We start from the raw sequence: 24,073 nt of genomic DNA on the forward strand, positions 1-24,073 counted from the left end.
GCTCCGGGCTCACTCCAGATGCACGTGGCGTCCGGTCACCTTGGATGCCTGGATCCGAATGAAGAGATTCCGTGCTCCGCCGGCCCACGGCTCCGCCATGACCTTTCCCCATAGCCTGGTCAGCAGATCCTGGTCCTCAACACGGGACGACGCCCCGCTGATGAGCACAGACCAACCCTCATTCCGGTCGGCACGTGAATCGTCGATCTGAAAAGACGACCCGAGCGACGGGACTGCCTCGGCAATGGATCCATCCTCGGCCGTACGAAAGTAGATGGACTCGCCGTCGACCAGATAATTCACGGGGAGGATCACCACGTTCCCTTGCTGAACAAAGCCGAAACGGCCGGTGGTGTTTGAGCGCAGGAGATCCCAGCACTGTTCCTGGCTGAGTTCTTCCGCGACGTGCAGTCCGCCGTCAACGCGGCCTGCGTCCATGCTGGGGAGTGACATCTCTGCTCCTAGGTCGTCTAGCTCTATTCCTTGTTCGGGCACGATCGCGGGTATGAAGACCTGCAACTCCCTGCAGCCTATTGAGCGCCCTTCTCCTGCTGTAGGGCCGAAAGGCCCGGCGGTGTGACTAAATGCCCTGTGGGAGGGGCCCGAAACGAGCGACACTGGACGCAGGTACGCAATCCAAATCAAGGGGAAATTGGCCATGATGTATGGATGGGGTGGAAGCATCGGCATCGGCGGCTGGATCGCCATGGGCCTGATGATGTTGCTGTTTTGGGGTGGCATTGCCACCTTGGTGATCCTCCTGCTGCGGGGGAACCACGCGGGCGGACGGGGTTTCCACGGGCCACCCGATGATGATTCCGAGCGTATCCTCAATGAGCGCTTCGCCCGGGGCGAGATCGACGAAACAGAGCTCACGGCGCGCCGCGCCGCTCTAAGGCGCCGGCAGTGAGCCGGGCTCCCGCGGGGTGCGGGGATACGTCCGCACGTTTCGCCTTCGCTGGAACCGGTGAAGAGCTTCGATAAAGAGGATTCCTCCGAGCGCGCTTGCAAGTGCCGTCAGCAGAAGATCGTTCCGGGGCCATTCCAAGCCGAAGAAGTCTTGGAGGAGGGGCACTGTCAGGACAAAGACCAGCCCCAGGTGCATCGCACCGATGATGGCCGCGCGTCGCAGGTTTATCGGGCGCGAGATGGCGGCCAGTATCCACAGGCCCGTGAGTGAGAGCGTGAGTACGGAGGCGGTTCGGGTGGCGTTGCTTGTGTGGCCGCCGACAGCCATTGCGTAGACGTTGACGCCAAAGACGGCGGCAGCGACGATGAGGCCTGCGGGTACGGCGAATGAGAGGGAGCGTTTAAGGAATCCGGGGGAGTAGCGGCGGGTATTGGGCATGAGGGCAAGGAAGAACGCCGGGATTCCGATGGTGAGGCCGTCGGTGGCGGAGAGCTGGCGTGGCAGGAACGGGAACTCCATAAGGAGTGATCCGAAGATGATGGAGAGGACGATCGCGTAAGCGGTCTTGCTAAGGAACAGGACCGAAACCCGTTCAATATTCGCGATGACGCGCCTGCCCTCCGCGACCACGCCGGGAAGCCTGTCAAAGCGCCCGTCCAGAAGGACAAGGCGGGACACTGCCTTGGTGGCAGCCGCGGCTGAGTCCATGGCGATACCGATGTCCGCTTCCTTAAGTGCAAGTGCGTCGTTGACCCCGTCCCCTGTCATCGCGACAGTATGGCCTCCCCGCTGCAGGGCAAGGACCATGTCTCTTTTCTGCGCTGGGGTGACCCGTCCGAATACCATGTTGTTCTCCAGGGCTTCCAGCATCAGGTCCGGATCCTTCGGCAGCTCCCGTGCATCGTACCCGTTTTCCGCTTCCAGTCCGACCTCGCGGGCGACGGCGGCGACGGTGCGGGGATCGTCGCCGGAGATGATCCTCACATCCACTTTCTGCTCCCGGAAGTAGGCAAGGACCTGTGCAGCGTCCGGGCGCACCTTCTCCCGGAAGGTGAGTAGGCAGATTGGGGCGCAGCCGGCCGGTGGTTGCTCTTCCGCGGCGTCCTGCACGGCGAGCGGGCCGGGCAAATAAGCCAGGACCAAGGTCCGCAGCGCGGACGAAGCTAGACGGGCTGCTGCCTCAAGGACGCGAGCTGTGCCTGGGGTATCTTCGCGGAGGACTATCTCCGGAGCGCCCAGCACCCAGGTGCCCGAGACGAGTTGGCCTGAGCCGAAACTGACGGCGCTCCATTTCCGTGTGGAAGAGAATCGCGCCGTCGAGCTCGGGCGAAGGTTGGCGTCCGATGGGAAGGCGCCGGCGAGACAGCGAGCGGTGGCATTGGCCTGGGGGTCGGCCCCGAACCAGCCCAGAGCCTGCCGCCACCCGGGGTCCGGCGACGCGCTCGTTTCGTGGATGGCGTCGAAGACAATCCGACCTTCGGTGAGCGTGCCCGTCTTGTCCAGACAGAGCATGTCCACACGGGCGAGGCCTTCGACGGCTGCCAGTTCCTGGATCAGGACTTTCGCACGGGCCAACCGTATGCCGCCGACGGCGAAAGCGACGCTTGTCAGGAGCACCAGGCCCAGAGGGATCATCGCAATGACGCTGGCGACTGCACCCACGGCTCCCGCAGTCCAACGTCCCGTGGCGATGGCTTGCTCCCAACCGCCGTTGGCCTGCATTTGCCCGTTGATGACGAGGACCATGACAGGCAATAGCAGCCACGTGATCCAACGCAGGATCCTGTTGAGACTATTGCGGATCTCGGAGTTGACCATGGAGAAGCGCTTGGCCTCGGCGGTCAGCTTGCGCGCGAAGGAGTCGGCGCCGACACGGACCACCTGGGCCGTGCCGTGGCCGGCCACAACGCTGGAACCGGAGAGTACTTCGGATCCCGGTCCCTTGCTCACAGGATTTGATTCGCCAGTGAGGAGCGATTCGTCAATTTCCAGGCCGTCGCTATCGATGATGGATGCGTCCGCGGGCACCTGGTCGCCGACGCCCAGCAGGAGGACGTCGTCGCGGACGACGTCTTGAATCTCAACGTCCTGCGCGGTGCCGTCCCGAACCACGCGGGCCAGGGAGGCGTTGAGAATTGCGAGCCGATCCAAGGACATTTTGGCCCGGTATTCCTGAACGACACCAATGAGGATATTTCCCGCGGCGGCCAGCCCGAAGAGCGCATCCTTCCACTGGCCCAGAAGAAGCAGCAGGCCGAAGCTGCAGCCCACGATCGCGTTGAACAGCGTCAGCACGTTCGCCCGGAAGATCTGCCACAGCGTTCTGCTTGGAGTGTCTGAAACGGTGTTGGCCAGTCCTGCTTCCGTTCGGGCCACGACCCCAGCGCTGGACAGCCCGAGTTCGATAGGTGGGCGGGTCCCGTAAACGCCGGGATGGTTCAGGGCTGGATGCTGGGTCACATGATTCTTTCCTTGGGACTTAATGCCTCTCGCACCGACGTTAGGGGCGGGGCGGTGTCCAGGCCCAGTCCCGGATTTCCGGGAGGTCTTCGAAGTGCTCGCGGATGTATCGCGCATGTGCATCCAGCTGCCTGCGGCAGAGGTCGACGAGTTCAGCCGCGCCCGTGACCTGCCGGTGAACGCGTCGCAGCGCTTCGATGACCAGGTGGTACCGGCTCATCTTGTTCAGGACCACCATGTCAAAAGGAGTGGTGGTGGTTCCCTGTTCGTTGTAGCCGCGGACGTGGAACCGTTCGGGGCGAGGCCTCCCGTGCAGGAGTTGATGCAGGGCCCGGGCGTACCCGTGCCAGGCCATGATGACTTCTCCGTCGGCTGTGAACAGTTCTTCGAACTTTTCAGCGGACAGCCCGTGGGGGTGGGTGTCGCGGGGCGGAAGGACCATGGCATCCATGATGTTGACAACGCGGACCGTGAGTTCGGGGAGATGTTTTTGCAGTAACCAGGCTGCGGCAAGTGTCTCTTCGGTGGGGATGTCCCCGGCACAGGCCATGACGACGTCGGGTACGGCCCGGGAGCCGTCGGGCTCCTCGTTACCGGCCCACGACCAGCTGGACGCTCCTGCCGCTGCGTGACGCCTTGCCTCCTCCAGCGTCAGGTATTGCGGGTGCGGTTGTTTGTCCACTACCACCAGGTTCACGTAGTCCTTACTCCGCAGTATGTGTTCGGCGGTGACCAGGAGGGTGTTGGCGTCCGGAGGCAGGTACACGCGGGTGACGGTTCCAGACAGGGACAGCACAGTGTCAATCAGTCCGGGTCCCTGGTGGCTGAAGCCGTTGTGGTCGTTGCGCCAGCAGGTGGAAGTCAGGAGGATGTTCAGGCTCGGTACGGGTGCGCGCCATTCAAGTTCCCTCGCGTGCTGGAGCCATTTGGCGTGTTGGATGGTCATCGACGCACTGACCATCGCGAACGCCTCATAGCTGGCAAAAAGTCCATGGCGGCCAGTGAGCAGGTAACCCTCCAGCCAGCCCTGGCACAAATGCTCGGAGAGGACTTCCATGACCCTGCCTTGCGCCGAGACGTGGTCTTCAGCCAGGGCATGCTCACCGTCCCTGGCAGGTTCCAGAAGGCAGCGGTCGGTGGCCTGGAAAACAGCCCCGAGCCGGTTGCTGTTGGTTTCGTCCGGGCAGAAGAGCCGGAACCGGGGATTGGTGGCCGTCGCGATGTAAATGTCCCGGAGCAGTTCCCCCAGCGGCTTGGTGGTTTCATGGACGATCGACCCCCGCGGGGCCGCCGGTACCGCGTACTGTTCCAGGTCGGGGATCTCAAGGGCAGTCCCGTCCCGGCCCGCACGGGCTGCGCCCATGCGGAGGCTGCTCGCCGGGGCAAGTGCGGCCAGCTCGGGGACGAGCCGGCCTGTGCTGTCGAAGAGGGTTTCCGGCCTGTAGGAGCGCATCCAGGCCTCAAGCTGCGCCAGGTGTTCGGAATTCTCGCGAACGCTTGCCAGAGGTACTTGGTGGGAACGAAAGGTTCCTTCGACGGGGAGCCCGTCCACCGTGGCCGGCCCGGTCCACCCTTTGGGCGTTCGCAGGATGATGGCGGGCCAGTGTGCCGGGCCGTGCACGCCCTGGCTGCGCGCCTTGGATTGCAGTTCGCGGATACGCCCATAAGACTCGTCCATCGCGGTGGCCAAGGCGCGGTGGACCAGCAAAGGATCGTCGCCGGAGACGGTCACCGGGTCCCAGCCGTGGGCCTTGAGCAGCGCTTCAACGTCCTCGTTTGTTCTCCAGCCCAGGACGGTTGGGCCGGAGATCTTGTGCCCGTTCAGATGCAGTATCGGCAGCACGGCACCGTCGCGGGCGGGGTTGAGGAAGGAGGGTGCTTTCCATGATGCTTCCAATGGGCCGGTCTCGGCTTCGCCGTCGCCGATAACGCAGGCGACAATCAGCCCGGGGTTGTCCATGGCGGCGCCTGTGGCGTGCATCAAGGAGTAGCCAAGCTCGCCTCCTTCGTGGATGGAACCAGGAGTGGCTGGGCCGACGTGGCTCGATACCCCGCCCGGAGTTGAAAATTGCCGGACAAGTCTCCGGAGCCCCGGGAGGTCCATCCCCACTTTGGGATAGATCTCCGAGTATGTGCCTTCAAGATAGATATTGGCGACGACAGCGGGCCCACCGTGGCCGGGACCAGCAACGAAGAGCACATCGGCGGAGGTCCGCCTGATCAGGCGGTTCAAATGGGCGTAGACCAGCGACAATCCAGGGCTGGTTCCCCAGTGTCCTAGAAGCCGTGGTTTGATGTGGCTTGGCAGCAAGGGTTCTCGCAGCAGCGGGTTTTCCTGGAGGTAGATCTGGGCAACAGTGAGGTAATTGGCCGCGGACCAATACCGGTTCAGCGGCTCAAAGTCCTCGCCAGCAGCCTCATAGCTTGCTGTTTCCATGGGGTAGCCTCTTCCGGGTTCGACGGCGCGCCGAAGGCACGCGTTACTGGTGCCCGGGCTGTTTAGTCTTCACAGTGCTGGTCTTCACGGTGCCAGAGACCCGGCGGTGCGGTTAGGGCCATAGGGCCCTAGAGGTTCCGAGTCGTTTGACCATTCGAAAGTAGGACGGCGGCTGTCGCCTCCGCGATTGCGCGTTCCTCGTCACTGGGAACAACCAGGATGGGAAACTTTGATCCGTCCGTGCTGATGGTGCGGATGCCGGCGCCTGCGGCATCGTTCCTGTCCTCGTCCATGTAAATGCCAAGCGGTCCGAGCATCGATATCACCCGCGACCTGAACTGGCCGGAATGCTCACCGATACCACCGGTGAAGACCAAGGCCTCGGCTCCTCCGACAACCATGTTGTAGGCGGCGATGTATTTGGCCAGGCGGTATGCGGCCATGTCAGAGGCGAGGACAGCCCTGGGATCCCCGTGTTGCACCGCGTCTTGCACTGTGCGCATGTCGGCTGATCCGGCCACGCCCAGCAGGCCGGCCTCATGGTTGAGGAGCCGGTCCACCTCATCCAGGCTGAGGCCGCGGCGCTGCAACAGCGTGACAATGGACGGATCAAGATCGCCCGAACGGGTGCCCATGACCAGCCCTTCCAGAGGGGTCATGCCCATTGACGTGTCGACGCTGCGGCCGTTCTTCACGGCGGTTACAGAAGCGCCATTGCCAAGATGCGCCACGACCGTATTCAGTGAAGACACCGGGACTCCGAGGAACGCCGCGGCCTCGCGGCACGCGATCTCGACGGAGATCCCGTGGAAGCCGTAGCGCCGGATCCCGTAGTTCTTATACAGGTCCTCCGGAATGGCGTATCGGGAGGCGTATCCGGGCATGGTGTGGTGGAAGGCTGTGTCGAAGACGGCTATCTGTGGTGTGTCAGGCCAACGGGCGGCGGCTGCTTGCATGCATGACACACTTGCCGCGTTATGGAGCGGGGCCAATTCGCCCAGTTCCCCGATAGCCGCCATCACGTCCAGCGTGACGCGGACGGGGGAGCTGAAGTGTTCCCCGCCATGCACCACCCGATGACCGATGGCGTCGAGGCTGGTACCGCCGGAAGTGTGCCGGACTGCCGCGTCCACCATATCGAATACAGCTCTAAGGGAGTCGGGACCCAGACGGCCCTCCGGTGGTCCATCAACGACTCGATCCAGCAGGATGTCCGGCTTCGTTCCGGCTGCTCCGATGCGCCGCAGCTGGTACTTCAAGGAAGAGGAACCCGGATTCAGTACCAGGATCAGCATGCCGAAGCCCTTTCGCGACGATCACACAGCGCGGTGCCACAAGATGTGTCACCCTTTGAGGACCATAACCCTGCATCCCGTCATCAGGGAGGGCCTTCCGGCCCTAGCGGCTCGCTCAAGAGGCCGATGACACTAAGGATGGACGGCTGCAGCTTCCTGGAAGGCACGTGGGCTCGTGAAGAAACAGATTCTTGTTGGTGTCGATGGGGCATCGGTGGGCAGTGCTGCTGCGAACTGGGCAGCGGAACGCGCCCGCGATCTTGGTCTTCAGCTCAATTTGGTGCACGCCGTTCCCGAACCGTGGGCTTTCCCGGAGAAAGCCCTCCACGAGAACGCAATCGCGCAGGCCAAGGACCTGCTGAACAGCGAGTCGGCTCGGATCAGCGCGCAGATTCCCGCCCTGGACGTCGTCACGACCTTGAGCGCGGGAGAGCCCTCCGAGAGCATGCGCAGGCTCTCTGCGGACGCGGAAATGCTCGTAGTGGGAACCGATCGACGGCCAGACAACCACGGCGAAGGATTTGGATCGGTCAGTTTTCAGATCGCCATCATCAGCCACTGCGCCGTCGCGATTGTGCCTGCTCCCTCAAGGCTTGAGTCATCCGGCGTAGTGGTTGGTGTCGATGGCTCCCGGGACTCCGAACTCGCCGTCGAGTATGCAGCTGACGAGGCACTGCGAATGGGACAGGAACTCGTGATCCTCCATGCCGGGAGCGGCCATGATTCCGCCCCGTCCGGGAGGCCGGTGCTGTTGTCCGAATCGGTCCAGGGCTTGAGGGCGCGGCACCCGGGTTTGGTCGTACGCGAGATCCTGGACCTTGAGCGCGCGCCGGCCGAAGCGCTCCTCGACGCCAGTACCCGTGCACGGCTGCTGGTCATAGGCTGCAAAGGAAGGGGCGGTGCCCGCGTCCTGGTCGGCTCCGTGGCTCAGCACGTGCTGCTCAACGTCCATTGCCCTACCCTGATAACCCGCCCCGCCATAGCAGGGGACGCTCCGGATGCGCCGGAGCCTGGAAGAGCACAGGGCCTTCAGACTGGGTAGGGCCCAATGCCCGAAGTGCATTCAGGATTGTGGCGAGGTCCACCAACTCCTGAAGAAGAGCGCCGGCCACGGCCGGGACGACGCCGCATGCTGCCGCGGCCATCAACCCCACGCTGAGGAGGATGCCTGTCCAGATACTCGTGCGCGCGATGTGGATGGTGTGCCTGCCAATACCCACGGCAACGGCGACCTTGGACAGGTCGTCGAGCATGATCACCACATCGGCCGATTCGCTGGCCGCGGTCGCTCCCTTGGCACCCATTGCTATGCCAACATCGGCCGCCGCCAAGACCGGTGCGTCGTTGACTCCGTCACCGACCATCATCACCGGTCGCCGCTCCAACCGCGCGACGGCGGCAACCTTGTCGGCAGGCAGGCAATCCGCCAGGACCCGGGTGATCCCTGCCTCGGCCGCAATATGTGACGCCGTGGAACCGGTGTCACCGGTAAGGAGCATGGTTTCCCGCACACCGAGGCGTCGCAGCTGGGCCAAGGTGGCCACCGCGTTTTCCCGCAAAGGGTCGCTCATGATCAGCGTTCCGGCGAAACGCCTGTCCACACCAACGTAGATCCCAAGTTGTCCGCTGGCCACGTCGGCCTTTTCGAAGCCGGTCGTGGCCGATTCAACAAAGGCAGCTTTGCCAACCACCACAGTCTGGTTCCCGCAGACAGCCGTGACACCCTGGGTCGCGTGCTCGTTGGCGCTCCTGGCGGGCAGCAGAGGCAGGTCGCGGGATCGCGCGGCCTCAATCACAGAGGCTGCCAGCACATGGGAGGACGACTGCTCAGCGGACGCTGCGAGTTGCAGGATCCGCGCAGCGGATATTCCCACGGCTGCGGTCGTGGCGACCTGCACCTCGCGCAGGGTAGGGCGACCATGTGTCAGTGTGCCAGTCTTGTCGAACACCGCCGTCTTGACCCGGGCAAGTTGTTCGAGGGTGCCGGCATTCTTGATGATGATCCCAGAATGGGCAGCCCGGCTGGTGCCGGCAAGGAACGCAACAGGAGCGGCGATCAACAGGGGACACGGTGTCGCAACGACCAACACCTGCGCGAATCGTTCAGCATCCCGGCTGAGGTACCAAGCGACTCCGGCCAGCAGGAACGCAAACACGGTGAAGGGCACGGCATATCGGTCCGCAAGCCTGACGGTGGGTGCGCGGCTTGCCGCAGCCTCCTGGACCAGGGCCACGATCCGGCTGTACTGGGAGTCCGCGGCAGTGGCGCTCGCAACCATGCGAACTGCGTCCTCACCGTTGACGGTACCGCTCAGCAGCGCATCGCCTGCGCGGTGTTCGACCGGCAGGCTTTCACCCGTCAGCGATGATTCGTCGAAGGTCCCGGCAGCGGAGATCAAGAAGCCGTCTACGGGGACGATTTCGGAGGGTTTGACCAATAGTGTGTCTCCGGAACGAACCCTCCCCACTGGTACTTCTTCCACAGGGTTGCCCGGGGTCTCGCGATGCGCGGTCCGGGGAGCGCGCTCAAGGAGGGCTTTCAGCTCGTGCGTAGCCCGGCCGTGGGCAAATTCCTCCAGTGCGTCTCCTCCGGTGAGCATGAGCACGATGATGAGGGAGGCAACATATTCCCCGACCACGAGGGTGCTGACGATGGCCGTCACAGCAAGCAAGTCGATACCCCATCGTCCTCGAAAGAGATCCCGGAGCATGGACACGGCCCGATACGCCGCCACGGCCAGAGCATAGATGCTTGCTGTTCCCTGTGCCGCTGGCCCCTGCCCGGCACCGAGCAGTACCCCAACGCAGCCCCCGATTAGCAGGGTGGCTGCCACTAATGGAAAACGCAGGATCGTGGGCATCGAAGCCGCCGCTCTTGGTTGCCTCCTCAGGGGAGGATCTTCAGTCTTCTGATTGCTTAATGGTGGGAGTCCCGGCGGAGGATGACCTTCAGGGCGTGTGTTTCAGCTGCTCTTGAGAAAGTGTCGTAGGCATCGATGATCTGCGCCAAGGGGAAGTGGTGGGTCGCGAATTTCTCGGCGGGAATCTTGTGCTGGGCCACCAGCCGGAGCAGCATCGGGGTCGTGTTGGTATTGACCAGGCCCATGCTAATGGTGAGGTTGCGGATCCAGAGGTCCTGGAGGCGCAGTTCAACGGATCTTCCGTGTACGCCGATGTTGGCCACATTCCCGCCTGGGCGCACGAGCCGCAAGGCCATGTCGAAGGTGTCCGGGATTCCGACTGCTTCAATGGCGACATCCACTCCTGCGCCGTCGGTATAGGACATGACGTCCCTGATCCACCCAGGATTGTCCGGGTTCACGACCTCGGTTGCGCCGAACTCCCGGGCCCGGGCAAGGCGGCCTTCGTCCGGGTCGATGGCGATGATGGTGGCGGCGCCGTGGAGGCCTGAGGTGGCTATCGCAGCCAGGCCGATGGGCCCGGCTCCGACGACGGCGACGACGTCACCCGGCTTCACGTGACCGGCCTGGACGCCGATTTCGAACGCCGTGGGCAGAATATCGGAGAGCATGACCGCTTGGTCGTCGGTGACCCCGTGAGGCAATTTGTAGAGCGAGTTATCCGCGTACGGGACGCGCACGTACTCGGCTTGGGTTCCGTCAATGAGATGGCCGAATATCCAACCCGTTCCGGGCTGGCCTTCCTCCCCGGCGCAGTGCGAGTAGAGGCCCTTCTTGCAGTTGCCGCAGTGCCCGCAGGATTTGATGCAGGAGATGATGACGCGGTCTCCGGTCCTGAACCCGGTGACGGAGGAACCCACCTCAGTCACCGTTCCCACGCCTTCATGCCCGAGGATCCGCCCCTCCTGGACTGCGGGTACGTCGCCTTTGAGGATGTGGAGGTCCGTTCCACAGATCGTGGTGGTATCGATGCGGACGATGGCGTCGGTTGGATGGATGACCAGGGGGTCCGGAACGTCGGTCCAAGACTTTTGTCCTGGTCCGCCATAGACGAGTGCTTTCATGATTGATCCATTCAAAGAGTGCAAGCGGTACCTTCGGTGGCACCGGGAAGCGACGGCAAGTCAGTGGAAAAGTTCGGAGCGGGCATCCCACACGGGAGTGTTCCAAATATCAGGCCGCGTGGCCTTGAAACGTCGGCCGGTGACAGCATCCAGGGCCAGACGCAGATAGTGGCTCTTGCTGCCCGGCTGCCAGGGATCCAGATGGAGGGCGTCGGCGGCAGCCTTTTCCTCCAGATCGACGATGAGGTGGGCCCGGCCCCGGGCGACGACGCTCCAGGCCTTCCCGGAGCCTGCATCGAAGCCGTCGATTTCGAGCGCGCAGGGATCCCGCATTGTGCTCCAGAATTTCGTGCCGATCCCTGTCCGGAAGACGATGGAGCCGTGGTCCACGACGTAATTCACGGGGAAAATGTCCGGATGGTCCTCGACAATCACGGCCAGCCTGCCAACGGTGGTTTGGCCAAGCAGTTCGAAACATTCGTCAGGGTTCAGTCTTTCGATCGCATCCGCTGATTGAGGGTTCATGAGTTTGACGCTACCGGCGGCTGTCCGCCGTCGTTAGGGCCTTTGGGCCCGACCTGCGCCCATCATTCGAGTCCGGCGCGGGTGGCGTCGTCCAAGGGACTCCACCACGTCAGGGGAGGCGTAACGGTGAAGCGGCGCCCCGTGATCGACGTCGGGACGATGCGGATAAAGTGGTCTTTACGTCCCGCCTGCCACGGGAAAAGGAGCAGACCGACAGTGTCGAGGACCTCCTGGGTGAGCTTAATGGCGACAGCCTGCCCCTTCACAACCACGCTCCATGCCACTCCGGTGTCCGGATTGACGCCGTCGGCCTCCAGCGCCACGGGAGTTTCGCTCAAGGCCGAGTGGAGCTTGGTTCCTTCCCCGGTCCTGAAGACGAGGGTGCCGTGGTCTACCTTGTAGTTGATCGGGAAGATGTCGGGGTGGTCTTCCACCCAGACAGCGAGGCGCCCCACCGAGACGCCGCGCAACAGTTCCCAGCACTGTTGAGGTTGCAGGACCTCTGGCTCTGGTGTTGATGGTTTGTTCGTCATGTCGCCGAGGCTACGCCGAGGCGCGATGGGGGGAACAGGGCACAAAGACCCTCGCCTCGCAGGCGTCTGGAGGAACACACGACTCGGGGGTAGTCTGGCATCGGATACGCCACCTGCCACAACACGGGCTACCTGCCCTGTGTGGGCGGTACCGCTCGAAAGGCAGTAGATGAACGGCTCCATTCCAGAACCTGTGCAGGCTGATCGCCTTCACGTCACCGGGACCCGGATCGAAGACCTGCTCAGGGACTTTCTGGCCAGGGCCGGAGAACTCCTGGACGCACAGGAACAGATGCGTGGACTGTTGGAAGCGGTTGTCGCGGTCGCCGAAGACTTGAGCCTTGAGGCCGTTCTGGACAGGGTGGTCAATTCCGCCTGCAGGCTGCTGCATGCCCGCTACGGCGCGCTGGGTGTCATCGGTGAGAACAAGTCACTGAGCCACTTCGTCACGGTCGGTATCGACGAAGACCTTGCACGCCGCATCGGCCCGCTACCTACCGGACACGGTGTCCTCGGTTTGCTGATCAGCGAACCCGCGCCGCTTCGCCTTCATGATTTGCGCCAACATCCGAAGTCTTACGGATTCCCCGAAAACCATCCACCGATGAGGTCTTTTCTTGGTGTCCCGGTGAGGGTCCGTGACGTCGTCTTCGGCAATCTGTACCTGACCGAAAAAGAGGGCGGCGGCGATTTTACGCCCGAAGATGAGGACCTCGCTGTCGCATTGGCCGCAGCTGCCGGGGTGGCCATTGAGAACGCCCGCCTCTATGAGGACGCCCGCCGCCGCGGGTCCTGGCTTGAAGCATGCATGGATGTGACCGGGCGGATGATGGGTGATGCTCGGTCGGCGGCGCCTGACAGGGCCGCCCTGGACTTGATTGCGGAGAGGGCGCTTCAGGAATCGGGATCCCAGCTGGCCCTGATCCTGGTTCCGGAAGGGGGCGTAGGTTCGTACCGCGTCGCAGGTGCCGCGGGGGCCGACAGCACAAAATTCGCGGGGAACATCCTGCCGCTGGATTCCGATGCGATCAGGACAGTCTCCGCCACCGGGGCGCCCGCATGCTTGGACGAGGCCGGAGACATCCTCGGACCGGCTGACGGCTTGTCCATGGAAAAGCTCCTCGCGATCGATCTTAGCGCCCAGGGCGCCCACCACGGACTCCTGCTTCTGGTTCGAACGCCTGGAACGGGACCTTTCGCGAAGACGGATGTGGAGATGGGGGCCGTCTTCGGTTCCCACGTTGCCTTGGGCCTGGAACTGGACCGAATCCACCGGCTCCGTGAACAATTGGTCGTTTTCTCGGACCGGGATCGCATCGCCCGGGACCTGCACGACGTCGTGATCCAGCGCATTTTCGCTGCGGGCCTCAGCATCCAGAGCCTGCGGCGGTTTACCTCAGGAGAACCTGCCCTGGCCCGGATCGATGCCGTCACGGCGGAACTGGATGAGACCATCAGGGACCTCCGAAACACCATCTATTCGCTGCGGGCCAGCTCCGGTGAGCAGGAGCTGCTGAGCAGCCGCATACTGCAGACAGTCCGCAATGCCACCAGGTCCCTGCCGTTCGCCCCGCACCTGACACTCAACGGGGCGGTCGATTCAGTGCCCGACGACGGGACCGCCACCAATGCGCTGGCAGTCACCTCCGAGGGCCTCAGCAACGCAGTCCGTCATTCCGAGGCTCAGGCGATCAGCGTTTCAGTGTCCGTGGAAGATGGCATGCTGACCTTGATCATCGAAGACGACGGCAAGGGCTTCAGGGATCCCGTCCAGGGGAATGGCCTGGTGAACATGGAACAACGGGCCTTGGAATTGGGCGGTTCATTCGAGGTCACCGGAACACCAGGGAAAGGGACCACACTGGTGTGGAAGGTCCCTATCCACTGAACCGTCGACGGACGGTTCAAGTTTCCGTTTCTCGTCCGTGGGCAATGTAGACGGCCGCCTGGGTGCGCCGCTCGAATCCCAGTTTCGCCAACATCGAGGACACGTAGTTCTTCACGGTTTTCTCGGCCAGCACCATCTGTTCCCCGATCTGCCGGTTCGTCAGACCCTGACCCACCAAATCCAGGACCCGTCGCTCCTGGGGAGTCAATGAGGCGACCCTGGGATCCAGGCGCTGGGGTTCCGTGAATCCTTGAATGATCTTCGCCTTCACGGCCGCATCAAACAAGGACTCGCCCCGCGCAGCCCGGCGGAGCGCGCCGAGCAGGTCGGTGCCCCCGATTTCCTTCAAGACGTATCCTGCCGCACCCGCAAGAACGGCTCCACGAAGGGCCTGTTCGTCGTCATAACTGGTCAGAATCAAGCAATTCAGGGTGGGGTCAACGGAGCGCACCTCGCGGCACACTTCGATGCCGGTGCCGTCGGGCAACCTGGCGTCCAGCACCGACACGTCCGGGCGCAACGCCGGAATGCGCCGGGCGGCCTCCTCGGCCGAACCGGACATGCCCACCACCACAAAGCCTTCGCTTTCCAGCAGTTCCTGCAGTCCCCGGCGGACAAGCTCATGATCGTCAAGGACGTAGACCCGGATAGGCTGCGGCCCAACGACTCCGGCGTCGTTTTGGGGTGGTACTGGGCGTTCCATGATCCTCCTGTCCGGCAGCCCGTGGCCGCGGTCCCGCCGGCCTGTCATGGTTGCCCGGCTATGTCATTGTTCACTGCCCGCCACTGGTAAACAAGGGCCGAAGGACCCGGGCAGGTGCCATGACTTTCGGCCCTGTTTGGCGGCGACTTTCCTGCCCATTCTTAGAGAAACCGCAGGAAACGGAAGGAACACCATGGCCACGTACACCCGACGTGACAAGATCGTCGTCGGCGTCGACGGCTCTGACGCTTCCATCGAGGCCCTGCGCCAAGCCCACCATCTCGCATCAGCACTGGGAACCAGCGTCGAGGGCTGGATCTGCTGGGACTTCCCCGCCGGACATGAGGCATACGACATGATGGGGCGGGACGGCTTCAGCCACCAAGCATCCGAAATCCTCCACAACGCCATGGTGAAGGCCTTCGGCCCGGAATTGCCTCGGAACGTCCGGACCAGGCTCGTCCTCGGCGGCGCCCGGCAGTCCCTCATCGATGCAAGCAGATTCGCCACTTTACTGGTCGTCGGAAGGCGCGGGCACGGCGGGTTCAACGGCCTGTTGCTCGGCTCGGTCAGCGCAGCCTGCGTCGCCCATGCGCATTGCCCCGTTCTCGTTGTCCACGCGCCTGATGCAGCCGAGCACCCCGAGCCCCGTCCCGGCACCGCCGGGGCGGCCACCAGAAAACCCCAACCGATCAAAGGAGCACAATCCAGATGAAGAAGTGGACCCGTTGGCAGGACTGGACGGTCATCGCCGCCGGCGCCTATGCCGCACTCTCGGTGTTGTGGACAAGTCAAGGCGGATCGTCCACAGCCTTCATGGTCATCCTCGGCGTCCTGCTGGTCGCCGCCGGGGTCACCAACCTCTCCAGGCCAGGGATGCCGGCTGCCGAATGGGCGCAAGCCGCGTTCGCCGTCGTCCTCCTCCTCGCGCCATGGCTTGGAGGTTTCGCCTCCATGACAGGCGCAGCCTGGAGTGCCTGGATTCCGGGCGCGGTCGCCTTGGTGGTCACAGCCTTGGCGATCAAGCCCAGCACCGAGGAATACCGTCACCACCACGTAATGCCGGCCCCTTAGCCGCGCAATAGCCGGACCGGGCATCCGTCCACCGCCGGATGCCCGACACCGCCGATATGGAGGAGACCATCATGAACGGCAATCATCAGGCGCGCTTGCGGTTCCTGGGAGCAACGGACACCGTCACTGGGTCCCGCTATCTCCTCGAATCCCGGGACACGCGGATCCTGGTCGACTGTGGTCTCTTCCAAGGCTACAAACGCATCCGCGACCGGAACCGGATCCCGTTTCCCGTCCCGCCCGGGTCTATCGACGCAGTGCTCCTCACCCACGCGCATCTTGACCACACCGGATATGTTCCGGCGCTCGTCCGGGACGGCTTCACCGGGCCGATCTACGCTACCCACGGGACCAGCGAACTGTGCAAGCTGCTGCTACCGGACAGCGGCCACCTTCAGGAAGAGGAGGCGCGTTACGCCGACCACCGGGGATCCTCCGTGCATGTTCCAGCGCTTCCCGTTTACACCGCGGCAGATGCGGTCAGGTCCCTGAACGCCTTCGAACCCCGGGATTTTGATGCCCCGATTGACCTTGGAGACGGCATCGAGGCCACTTTTCTCCCGGCCGGACACATCCTCGGTGCAGCGCAGATCCACCTCACCGTCGATGGGCACTCCATTCACTTCACCGGAGACCTGGGCCGTGCCGACGATCCCCTCATGTTCCCGCCCCGGGAACTGGAAGCCGCCGATATTCTTGTCACCGAGTCCACCTACGGCAACCGGACCCACCCGGACCAGGACCCGGCGGCTGAGCTTGGCGCGGTCGTGTCCCGCGTTGCCAAACGTGGGGGAGTCGTCATGATCGCCGCATTCGCCGTCGGCCGTGCGGAGACCCTGATGCTCCATCTCTCCCGGCTCCGCCGCAAAGGCCTCATTCCGGACATTCCGGTCTACCTCAACAGCCCCATGGCCATCGACGCGTCCTACATGTACCGGCAGCACCCCGACGAACACCGCCTCCTCGTTGATGAGTTCGAAGACATGTACAAGCTGGCCACCATGACACGCACCGCCGACGATTCCAAGCTTCTCAACCTGAGGGGAGGGCCCATGATCATCATTTCCGCCAGCGGCATGATCACCGGAGGAAGGATCCTTCACCACCTGGAAGCCTACGGCCCGGACCCGAAAAATGCCCTCATCCTCAGCGGCTACCAAGCCGGAGGAACACGCGGGGCCGACCTGGCAGCCGGAGCGAAGGAACTCAGAATCTACGGACAGGACGTCCCCATCCTGGCCGAGGTCATACAGATTGAAGGATTCTCCGCGCACGCCGACGCCGACGAAATCATCCGTTGGATGCACGCAGCAAACCAGGCACCCCGAATGACTTACATCACCCACGGCGAACCCGACGCCTCGGACGCCCTGCGTCGCCGCATCAAGCGCGAACTGGGTTGGAACGCCAGGGTCCCCGAATATCTCGAAGCAATCCCGCTCGACAAACCGCACTAGCAGTAATAGTTTCCACCCACGCAGGTATAGGAGGCCGTTGATGGCTCTCTCCGAACACGAAAAGAAGACACTGGAACAGATCGCCCGGGACCTGGAGCGCGATGACCCGAAGTTCGCGTCGAAGTTGAGATTGGCCCCCGGGCCGGTCACGGGGAGGCACGTGGCTTTCGGGATCTTCGCCGCCGTCGTCGGCTGCCTTGTGCTGCTGACCGGGGTCGCGGCCCGCGCCCCGGCGTTGGGAGTCATCGGGTTCACCATCATGGGCGCCGGGGCATACCTGGCAACGGCGCGTGTCGCTTCCCTGCGGACCCGACGACGCCCGAGCTCTTCCCCGTCCAAAGGGCCCGCGGAGCTGGGTTAGCCGATGTGGAAGCCATCATTATCGTCTGTGCAACCGGCAGCTAGCCTGCGTTGCAACCTTCAACTATGCGGCGGGACTTCCGGCCCTAACACTCAATAGCGTCGGGACGGAGACTGAACCTGCACAGGCCGGTAACGGGCGAGGACAGTTCTTGAGGAAGAGCGGACATGTCATGAAAGAACCAATAGTCGTCGGCATCAACGATTCCGGGGCCAATGAAGCAGCAGTGACGTGGGCGATGCATCGGGCCGCGGCACTGAAACTGCCTGTAGTGCTCGTGCACGCCGTGGATGACAGATGGATGTCCGAATCCTTTGTCTACAACGAGATGGCCAGCAAGGCAGCAACAAAACTTCTGGGCACGGCCAAAGCCCGCGCAGCCGGGGTGGAACCGACCGTTGATGTTCGAACGGCATTGATCTCGGGCACCGCAGGGTATGCCCTTCGCAAAAGGTCTAAGAAGGCCTCCCTGGTGGTCATCGGATCCGGGACCCATGTCAGGACCGGAGGCCGGCTCACCGACCGGGCCCTGCAGATCGCTTCCGTGGCGCTATGTCCCGTGGCCGTCGTCGGCGAAGACCAGCTGAACAACCGCCGGGGAGTCATCGTCGGAGTCGACGGTTCGGAGGAATCAACACAAGCCGTAGCCTTCGCTGCAGCCGAGGCAGACCGCGAAGGACAGGAACTGACCGTGCTGCACGCCTACCCGATGCCCGGATCCTGGTTGCAAAAGGGGTTGCCTGAGGGCAGCTTCGTCGAACAATTCATGGAAGAAGAACGGTTGGTCCTTGCCGAAACAATTGCGGGCCTGGCGGAAAAGTATCCCGACCTCGTCGTCCACAAAGTCCTGGCCACCGATCCACCAGCCCAAGCCCTCACCGAAGCAGCATCGAAGGCGAAGTTGCTGGTCCTCGGCAGCCGCGGCAGAGGCGGAATCAAGCGGCTCCTGCTGGGTTCAACCGCCCACGCTGTCCTTGCCCAGTTGCCCTGCCGGACGATCATCACACGGGTGCGCCGGGTCAAGAACACAAAATAGAGGGAGGGGTTCCTTCCGGGGAGGATCGGCGTGAGATGACCGATGGCGCCGGCGAACGCCGATTCATCGCCGGACACCGTTCCACTGACCTGAGGTCCCTGCTCGCGGACCTGGGTGCCGGCGCCTCGCTGTGTGTGCTGTTGGTCCCCGCCGGGATGGCGTACTCACTTGCCGCCGGGCTGCCGGCGGTTGCCGGCTTGTACGCTTCCATCACCGCGCTTCTCCTCTATGCGTGCTTGCCTTTCGTGTCGTGACATCCGGGTCTTCGCCCCGTTGGCGCATGCTCGCAGTGCTCGGTGCCGTTGCCGGGTCTATCCTGGCAGGGTTCCTGTTTCGCCTCGAGGGAACTGTCTCCATGGTCGGTGCCCTCCCTTCCGGTTGGCCGGCCCCCGCACTCGACCGGCTGGGCGCAGAAGACATCGCCGCCCTGGCAGGACCCGCCGAGTTGGTGCTGGTGGAAGGCGTCCCGGGATTTCACGACGTAACCCGCCACCCCGACGGCACGAGGATTCCAGGCCTGACGATTGTGCGTTTCGACGCCCCGCTCTTCTTCGCCAACGGCCAAGTATTCGTTGACCATGTCCGTCTACTTGTGGACCGGTCTCCGGTCCCGGTCCGGTGTGTCATTGTTGCGGCGGAAGCCATTACGGGAATCGACAGTACAGCCGTCGAACAACTCGTCCAGCTCGATGAATACCTTCACGCACAGGGAACGGTGCTGGTATTTGCTGAAATCAAAGGGCCCATCAAAGACAAACTCGCGAGATTCGGGCCAGAAACCCGACTCGGGCAAGCCCGGCACTATCCGACATTGGAGAGCGCGGTCGACGCCTGGCGCCAAGACCCGGACTCAGGCTAGGTGGACGTGGCGACCTGTCACCACGGCTGCGTGGATCCGGATGAAGTCGTTCCTTGCCCCGCCGGCCCAAGGTTCTTCCATGACCTGTCCCCAAAGATAGGTCAACAGTTCCGGTTCCTCCACATGCGAGGAGGGGCCACTGACAAGGACCGACCACCCTTCGCTTCGATCGGGCCGCGCCTCATCAATCTCGAACGATGAGCTGAGGCGAGGTACTGCGTCGCCGATGGTCCCGGCAGCGGAGGTGCGGAAGTAGATCGCTTTGTCGTGGACGAAGTAGTTGACGGGGAGGATCATCACTCTGTTCTTGTAGTTGAAGCCGAAGCGGCCTGTGTCCTGCGAGCACAACAGCTCCCAGCACCGCTCCTCGCTAAGCTCCTCCGTGACGTGTCGGGCACTGTCAATGCGGCTGGGTTCCATGTTGGAAAGGGACATTTGTTTCTCCTCGGGACGGATTCCGCGTGTCACGTTTGAATGTCGTTCAACTATTTTCCGGAGCGTGGACCACAAGGACCGGGCAGTGGGCGTGGGCTACGCAGGCTGAACTCACCGACCCGAGCAGCAGTCCGCCAAATCCTCCGTGGCCACGCCTGCCGAGGACGATCATGTCCGCTTCCCGGCTAGCCTCAATAAGGGATTCCCGCGCGTGACCACGGACAACGCGCGAGACGACGTTGTCCGGCAATTCCGGACCGAACGCTTTATCCAAAGACTCCTTGAGTACCTGTCCGGCAGCTTCCTCGAAGTTATCGATACCCATGGCCACGTAGCCGCCATAGACCTGAGGGAACTCCCAGTAAGCAACAGCCATGACTTGCGCTCCCAATGGCACTGCAAGGCTCTGGGCCTGCCGCAATGCCTCGATGGAGGCTTCCGATCCATCGACACCAACAACGATCCTTGCTCTGGATGCTTCCACGCCCATGACTTTCCTCCCCGCGATAAGGGTGACTCCGTACCCTGCTAGCGTCACCCGTGGCTGTCATGGGTTGTAGGGCCGAAAGTCACAGCCGTGCCTTTGGCCCGCTCCGCCCCCGACCTCTGTCGGGCAGAGGAAGCCTGCGAACAAAGGAGCCGTAACGGAATTCCGATCGATCCCCGGCTGTCAGGAATCCCGTGGGGGCCACCATCGGGATGGTGGGCTGATCACGAACCTGCGGCCGCTCATTTCCGCCGGCGTTACCCGGATCAGGTGGTCTTTGGCCCCGGGCTCCCACGGGGAGAGTTCCATTGCGGCAAATGCCTGCAGTTCTTCGTCGACCGAGACAATTTCTGCATGTCCCTTGACGATTACGCTCCATGCAATTGTGCCGTAGGTGTTGAAACCATCGGCTTCTAGCGCGATCGTTTGGCCGGCCAGGACTGCATCCAGTTTGGTACCGGGTCCTGTCCGAAAGATTACTGTCCCCTCGTCAGGCATGTAGTTGATAGGGAAGATCTCCGGGCTGTCGCCGCTGACGACCGCAACCCTACCGACGGAGGAAGAACGAAGGTACTTCCAGCACTCATGAACACTAAGCTCTTCGGTGTCCGGCCTCGACTCTGAATTCTCCATGAAGCTGAGCCTACCGAGCTGGCGCAATCGGTAGTAGAGGAGCAACGGGTGACATCAAGAAGAGGGTGGTTGCCGAAGACCGGCGAGGGCATGGCGCCCGTTCGAGCAGCGTGACGCCTTCCGGGGGTTCGAACGAGAGCTAGGCCGTCACCTTGCGTCGCCGGCGAGCTGGACGGGCAAGGCGCCCGGGCACAACCGCGGCAACCGGCGCGCTGAAGCGGGCGGCGCGGCGGGAGATGTGGTGGGTTTCCGGGCGACGGCGGACGGGCGTCGGCACGCCTGGCAACTGCTGAGCGGCCCGGGCGAAGAACCACTGCTTCGCGAATTCCACCAAGACCATGTAGAACACGATCATTCCCAGTAGTGACAGGAAGAACGGCACCGGCAAAGGATCGAAGCCCAACAGGCCCGCAAGCGGTGACAACGGCAGAAAGATCCCCGCGGCCACCACGCCCAAGGATGCACTCAACAGGCCAAGCGATGGACGGCTTCGCAGGAACGGCACTCGCCTGGTCCTGATGGCGAAAATAATGAGTGTCTGCGTGGCGATGGATTCGATGAACCAGCCCGCCCGGAACTCTCCCGGGACGGCGTTGAAGACGAACAGCATGAGGGCGAAGGTCGCAAAGTCGAAGATTGAGCTAATCGGCCCGAAGAGGAACATGAATCGCCGGATGAACGCGATGTTCCAGTGCGAGGGTGCCAGCAGCTGTTCCTTGTCCACGCGGTCGCCCGGGATGGCCAACTGGCCGCTGTCGTAGAGCAGGTTGTTGAGCAGGATCTGCCCGGGCAGCATGGGCAGGAAGCTCAGCACCACCGACGCCGTGGCCGCGCTGAACATATTGCCGAAGTTGCTGGATGTTCCCATCAGCACGTACTTGATGGTGTTCGCGAAGATCCGCCGGCCCTCCATCACGCCTTCGGCCAGGACGCCCAAATCCTTATCCATCAGCACCACATCGGCTGCGTCTTTGGCGACGTCGGTGGCGCTGTCCACGGAGATCCCGATGTCGGCCTTGTGAAGGGCCAGGGCGTCATTGACGCCGTCGCCCATGAATCCCACCGCCCCGCCGCTCCGGCGCAGCAGCGTGATGATGCGGGCTTTCTGCTCGGGCGAGACGCGGGCGAAGATGGTCGCTTCCCGGGCGATGGCGGCCAGCTCGGCATCGGACAGGGCGTCCACGTCCGCGCCGGTAAGGGTTCCGCCGGAAACCACACCGAGCTCGGAGCACACCTTTTCGGCGACTTTGGCGTTGTCCCCGGTAGCGATCTTCACGGAGATGCCCAGCGTGGCCAGTTGGTCCAGGGACGCTTTCGCGTTTGCCTTGGGCCTGTCGAGGAAAACGAGGAAGCCTGCAAGGACGAGGTTCTTTTCATCATCGGGACTGATGCGACTCAGCCCGGACGCCGGGCGGGTGGCCACCGCCACGACCCGCGATCCGGCGTCGAACTGTTCGTCCAGCATGGCCTGCACGCTGGCCGGGGTCGGCCCGCACAGGGCGAGCACATCTTCGGGGGCGCCCTTGGTGACCATGCGTGCCGGGCCGCCGGCATCCCGCAACAGCACGCTGGTGCGGCGGCGCTGGTGGTCGAAGTCGATCAGGTCGAGGCGCTCGAAGCGGGCGGGATCAAAGACTGCCGCACCCGCACTTTCCCACAATGCGGCATCGAGCGGGTTCTGCCCGGCCGTGGATTGTTTGGCCTCGGCGTAGTCGGTTTCGGTGGCCAGCAGACCCAAGGTGAGGAGTTCGACGTCGGACACGTCCGGGGAGGCGGGCAGCGCGCCGGTGAAACTGATCCGGCCCTCAGTGAGGGTGCCGGTCTTGTCGGTGACCAGGATGTCCATGTCGCCCAAGTCCTCAATGCAGACGAGCCTCTTGACCAGGACTTTCCGCCGGGCCAGCTGGCGCGTGCCCGTGGCGAGGCTGGTGCTCACGACGGCGGGCAGCAGCTGCGGCGTGATGCCGACGGCGATTGCCAGGGAGAACAGCAGCGACTCGATGAGCGGGCGGTGCAGCAGCAGGTTGGCGATGAAGATCAGCGTGGTGAGCCCGATGGCCACCTGCAGAAGAAGGAACGAGAACCTCTTCAGCCCGAGCTGGAATTCGGTTTGGGGCTGCCGTTCTCCCAGGCCCAGCGCGATACGGCCGAATTCGGCGCGGCCGCCGGTGGCCACCACCACGCCGGTGCAGCCTCCGGACTGGATGACGGTTCCCATGAAAACGCAGGATGCGAGGTCGCCCAGCGCCGACCCGGGCGCCACCGGGGCCGGCTCCTTGCCGGCGGGCAGGGACTCTCCCGTCAGGATGCTTTCGTCGCAGAGGAGGTTCTTGGTGCTCAGGAGGCGGATGTCGGCGGGGATGATGGCGCCAAGACTCAAATGTACGACGTCGCCCGGCACCAGGGCGGTCACGTCCACGTCCTGCGTGGTCCCGTCGCGCAGCACGACGGCGCGGTGGGTCACCCGGGAATGCAAGGCTTCCGAGGCACGTTCGGCACGGAATTCGTTGGTGAAGCCCAAGCCCACACTGACGAGCAGGATCACACCGATCACGATCGAATTCGTGGCATCGCCCAGAAAGAGGGACAGGCCGGCCGTGATGATCAGCAAGATAAGGATGGGGCTGGCGAACTGCCGGCCCAACACCGCCCATCCATTGGCCCGGTGCGTCCGCACGGCGTTCGGGCCGAGTTCGGCCAGACGCGCCGCGGCTTCTTGGTTGGTCAGGCCTGCCGGCCTGGAGCCCAGGTGATCCAGCACTTCGTCCGGCTGGAGGCACGCGGCATCGGTGATCGGCAGCTGCGTGGAGTGCCGCTCCCGGACGTTGAGATCTGACATGCGGTATCCGTTCGAATGCAAGCCTGAGGGAGTCGCCCCTGGGATAAGGGTACGGCTCGGGGCTGGTTGTTTGTGGACGTACTTGACGTACCTGATGTACGTGCAACCGGGACAACAAGGCGAGTGATACTTATGGCCCGTTCGATCGGACTCGAA

At 63.3% G+C, this 24,073-nt stretch carries 23 protein-coding genes; 10 read left to right on the plus strand and 13 right to left on the minus strand.

Annotated elements, in window-relative coordinates; translation table 11 throughout:
* Positions 1-9: 9 nt before the first annotated feature.
* Positions 10-453, minus strand: a complete 444-nt coding sequence (locus QRN59_RS06495; protein ID WP_284981684.1) for a pyridoxamine 5'-phosphate oxidase family protein — start codon at positions 451-453, stop codon at positions 10-12.
* A gap of 205 nt (positions 454-658) precedes the next feature.
* Between QRN59_RS06495 and QRN59_RS06500 the strand changes: the two genes are divergently transcribed.
* A complete protein-coding gene (locus QRN59_RS06500) occupies positions 659-910 on the plus strand; it encodes an SHOCT domain-containing protein (protein WP_284981685.1) in 252 nt (83 codons plus the stop codon).
* Here QRN59_RS06500 and QRN59_RS06505 read toward each other — a convergent pair.
* From QRN59_RS06505 to QRN59_RS06515, 3 genes are all read right to left on the minus strand, one after another.
* Complete coding sequence (locus tag QRN59_RS06505; RefSeq protein WP_284981686.1) at positions 893-3,370, minus strand: HAD-IC family P-type ATPase; 2,478 nt, start codon at positions 3,368-3,370, stop codon at positions 893-895. The two genes, QRN59_RS06500 and QRN59_RS06505, sit on opposite strands and share 18 nt — an antisense overlap.
* 40 nt (positions 3,371-3,410) lie before the next feature.
* Positions 3,411-5,807, minus strand: coding sequence for a phosphoketolase family protein (locus QRN59_RS06510; RefSeq protein ID WP_284981687.1), 2,397 nt, complete (start codon positions 5,805-5,807; stop codon positions 3,411-3,413).
* A 128-nt stretch (positions 5,808-5,935) separates the two neighbouring features.
* Positions 5,936-7,102, minus strand: a complete 1,167-nt coding sequence (locus tag QRN59_RS06515) for an acetate/propionate family kinase (RefSeq protein ID WP_284981688.1) — start codon at positions 7,100-7,102, stop codon at positions 5,936-5,938.
* 175 nt (positions 7,103-7,277) lie between these two features.
* On the opposite strand from QRN59_RS06515, the gene QRN59_RS06520 reads away from it, so the two are divergent.
* Complete coding sequence (locus QRN59_RS06520; RefSeq protein ID WP_284981689.1) at positions 7,278-8,144, plus strand: universal stress protein; 867 nt, start codon at positions 7,278-7,280, stop codon at positions 8,142-8,144.
* On the opposite strand, the gene QRN59_RS06525 is transcribed toward QRN59_RS06520, so the two are convergent.
* The 4 genes from QRN59_RS06525 to QRN59_RS06540 form a co-directional block, all read right to left on the minus strand.
* The gene (locus QRN59_RS06525; protein ID WP_284981690.1) at positions 8,059-9,963 is read right to left on the minus strand and encodes a heavy metal translocating P-type ATPase; all 1,905 of its coding nucleotides are present in this window, start codon (positions 9,961-9,963) and stop codon (positions 8,059-8,061) included. The genes QRN59_RS06520 and QRN59_RS06525 overlap by 86 nt on opposite strands.
* 56 nt (positions 9,964-10,019) lie before the next feature.
* On the minus strand, positions 10,020-11,087 hold the full coding sequence (locus QRN59_RS06530) for a zinc-dependent alcohol dehydrogenase family protein (RefSeq protein WP_284981691.1): 1,068 nt from the start codon (positions 11,085-11,087) through the stop codon (positions 10,020-10,022).
* Between the two features lie 60 nt (positions 11,088-11,147).
* Complete coding sequence (locus QRN59_RS06535) at positions 11,148-11,612, minus strand: pyridoxamine 5'-phosphate oxidase family protein (protein ID WP_284981692.1); 465 nt, start codon at positions 11,610-11,612, stop codon at positions 11,148-11,150.
* Positions 11,613-11,674: 62 nt separating this feature from the next.
* Positions 11,675-12,145 (minus strand): pyridoxamine 5'-phosphate oxidase family protein, encoded by a 471-nt coding sequence (locus tag QRN59_RS06540; protein ID WP_284981693.1) that lies wholly within the window; start codon positions 12,143-12,145, stop codon positions 11,675-11,677.
* A 169-nt stretch (positions 12,146-12,314) separates the two neighbouring features.
* Between QRN59_RS06540 and QRN59_RS06545 the strand changes: the two genes are divergently transcribed.
* Positions 12,315-14,033, plus strand: a complete 1,719-nt coding sequence (locus QRN59_RS06545) for a GAF domain-containing sensor histidine kinase (RefSeq protein WP_284981694.1) — start codon at positions 12,315-12,317, stop codon at positions 14,031-14,033.
* Between the two features lie 16 nt (positions 14,034-14,049).
* Here QRN59_RS06545 and QRN59_RS06550 read toward each other — a convergent pair whose 3' ends face one another.
* The gene (locus tag QRN59_RS06550; protein WP_284981695.1) at positions 14,050-14,736 is read right to left on the minus strand and encodes a response regulator; all 687 of its coding nucleotides are present in this window, start codon (positions 14,734-14,736) and stop codon (positions 14,050-14,052) included.
* Positions 14,737-14,929: 193 nt separating this feature from the next.
* Between QRN59_RS06550 and QRN59_RS06555 the strand changes: the two genes are divergently transcribed.
* The 7 genes from QRN59_RS06555 to QRN59_RS06585 all read left to right on the plus strand — a co-directional run bounded on the left by QRN59_RS06555 (position 14,930) and on the right by QRN59_RS06585 (position 19,523).
* Positions 14,930-15,451 (plus strand): universal stress protein, encoded by a 522-nt coding sequence (locus tag QRN59_RS06555; protein WP_284981696.1) that lies wholly within the window; start codon positions 14,930-14,932, stop codon positions 15,449-15,451.
* Positions 15,448-15,810 (plus strand): SPW repeat domain-containing protein, encoded by a 363-nt coding sequence (locus QRN59_RS06560; RefSeq protein WP_284981697.1) that lies wholly within the window; start codon positions 15,448-15,450, stop codon positions 15,808-15,810. The genes QRN59_RS06555 and QRN59_RS06560 overlap by 4 nt, the downstream gene beginning before the upstream one ends.
* Before the next feature lie 71 nt (positions 15,811-15,881).
* Positions 15,882-17,267, plus strand: a complete 1,386-nt coding sequence (locus tag QRN59_RS06565; RefSeq protein ID WP_284981698.1) for an MBL fold metallo-hydrolase RNA specificity domain-containing protein — start codon at positions 15,882-15,884, stop codon at positions 17,265-17,267.
* Positions 17,268-17,307: 40 nt separating this feature from the next.
* Positions 17,308-17,628: a DUF3040 domain-containing protein gene (locus QRN59_RS06570; RefSeq protein WP_284981699.1), complete on the plus strand. Its 321-nt coding sequence runs from the start codon at positions 17,308-17,310 to the stop codon at positions 17,626-17,628.
* A gap of 172 nt (positions 17,629-17,800) precedes the next feature.
* On the plus strand, positions 17,801-18,664 hold the full coding sequence (locus QRN59_RS06575) for a universal stress protein (RefSeq protein ID WP_284981700.1): 864 nt from the start codon (positions 17,801-17,803) through the stop codon (positions 18,662-18,664).
* Between the two features lie 35 nt (positions 18,665-18,699).
* The gene (locus tag QRN59_RS06580; RefSeq protein WP_284981701.1) at positions 18,700-18,918 is read left to right on the plus strand and encodes a SulP family inorganic anion transporter; all 219 of its coding nucleotides are present in this window, start codon (positions 18,700-18,702) and stop codon (positions 18,916-18,918) included.
* Complete coding sequence (locus QRN59_RS06585) at positions 18,897-19,523, plus strand: STAS domain-containing protein (RefSeq protein ID WP_284981702.1); 627 nt, start codon at positions 18,897-18,899, stop codon at positions 19,521-19,523. Before QRN59_RS06580 ends, QRN59_RS06585 begins: the two co-directional genes overlap by 22 nt.
* Here QRN59_RS06585 and QRN59_RS06590 read toward each other — a convergent pair.
* From QRN59_RS06590 to mgtA, 4 genes are all read right to left on the minus strand, one after another.
* Positions 19,515-19,958 carry a pyridoxamine 5'-phosphate oxidase family protein gene (locus tag QRN59_RS06590; RefSeq protein WP_284981703.1) on the minus strand — a complete coding sequence of 148 codons (444 nt, stop codon included), beginning with the start codon at positions 19,956-19,958 and terminating at the stop codon, positions 19,515-19,517. The genes QRN59_RS06585 and QRN59_RS06590 overlap by 9 nt on opposite strands.
* A 46-nt stretch (positions 19,959-20,004) precedes the next feature.
* Positions 20,005-20,448: a universal stress protein gene (locus tag QRN59_RS06595; RefSeq protein ID WP_502871033.1), complete on the minus strand. Its 444-nt coding sequence runs from the start codon at positions 20,446-20,448 to the stop codon at positions 20,005-20,007.
* 180 nt (positions 20,449-20,628) lie between these two features.
* The gene (locus tag QRN59_RS06600) at positions 20,629-21,078 is read right to left on the minus strand and encodes a pyridoxamine 5'-phosphate oxidase family protein (RefSeq protein ID WP_284981705.1); all 450 of its coding nucleotides are present in this window, start codon (positions 21,076-21,078) and stop codon (positions 20,629-20,631) included.
* Between the two features lie 139 nt (positions 21,079-21,217).
* A complete protein-coding gene (mgtA, locus tag QRN59_RS06605; RefSeq protein WP_284981706.1) occupies positions 21,218-23,917 on the minus strand; it encodes a magnesium-translocating P-type ATPase in 2,700 nt (899 codons plus the stop codon).
* Between the last annotated feature and the right edge of the window lie 156 nt (positions 23,918-24,073).

The sequence above is a fragment of the Arthrobacter sp. efr-133-TYG-118 genome (assembly GCF_030209755.1).
Taxonomy (GTDB): Bacteria; Actinomycetota; Actinomycetes; order Actinomycetales; family Micrococcaceae; genus Arthrobacter.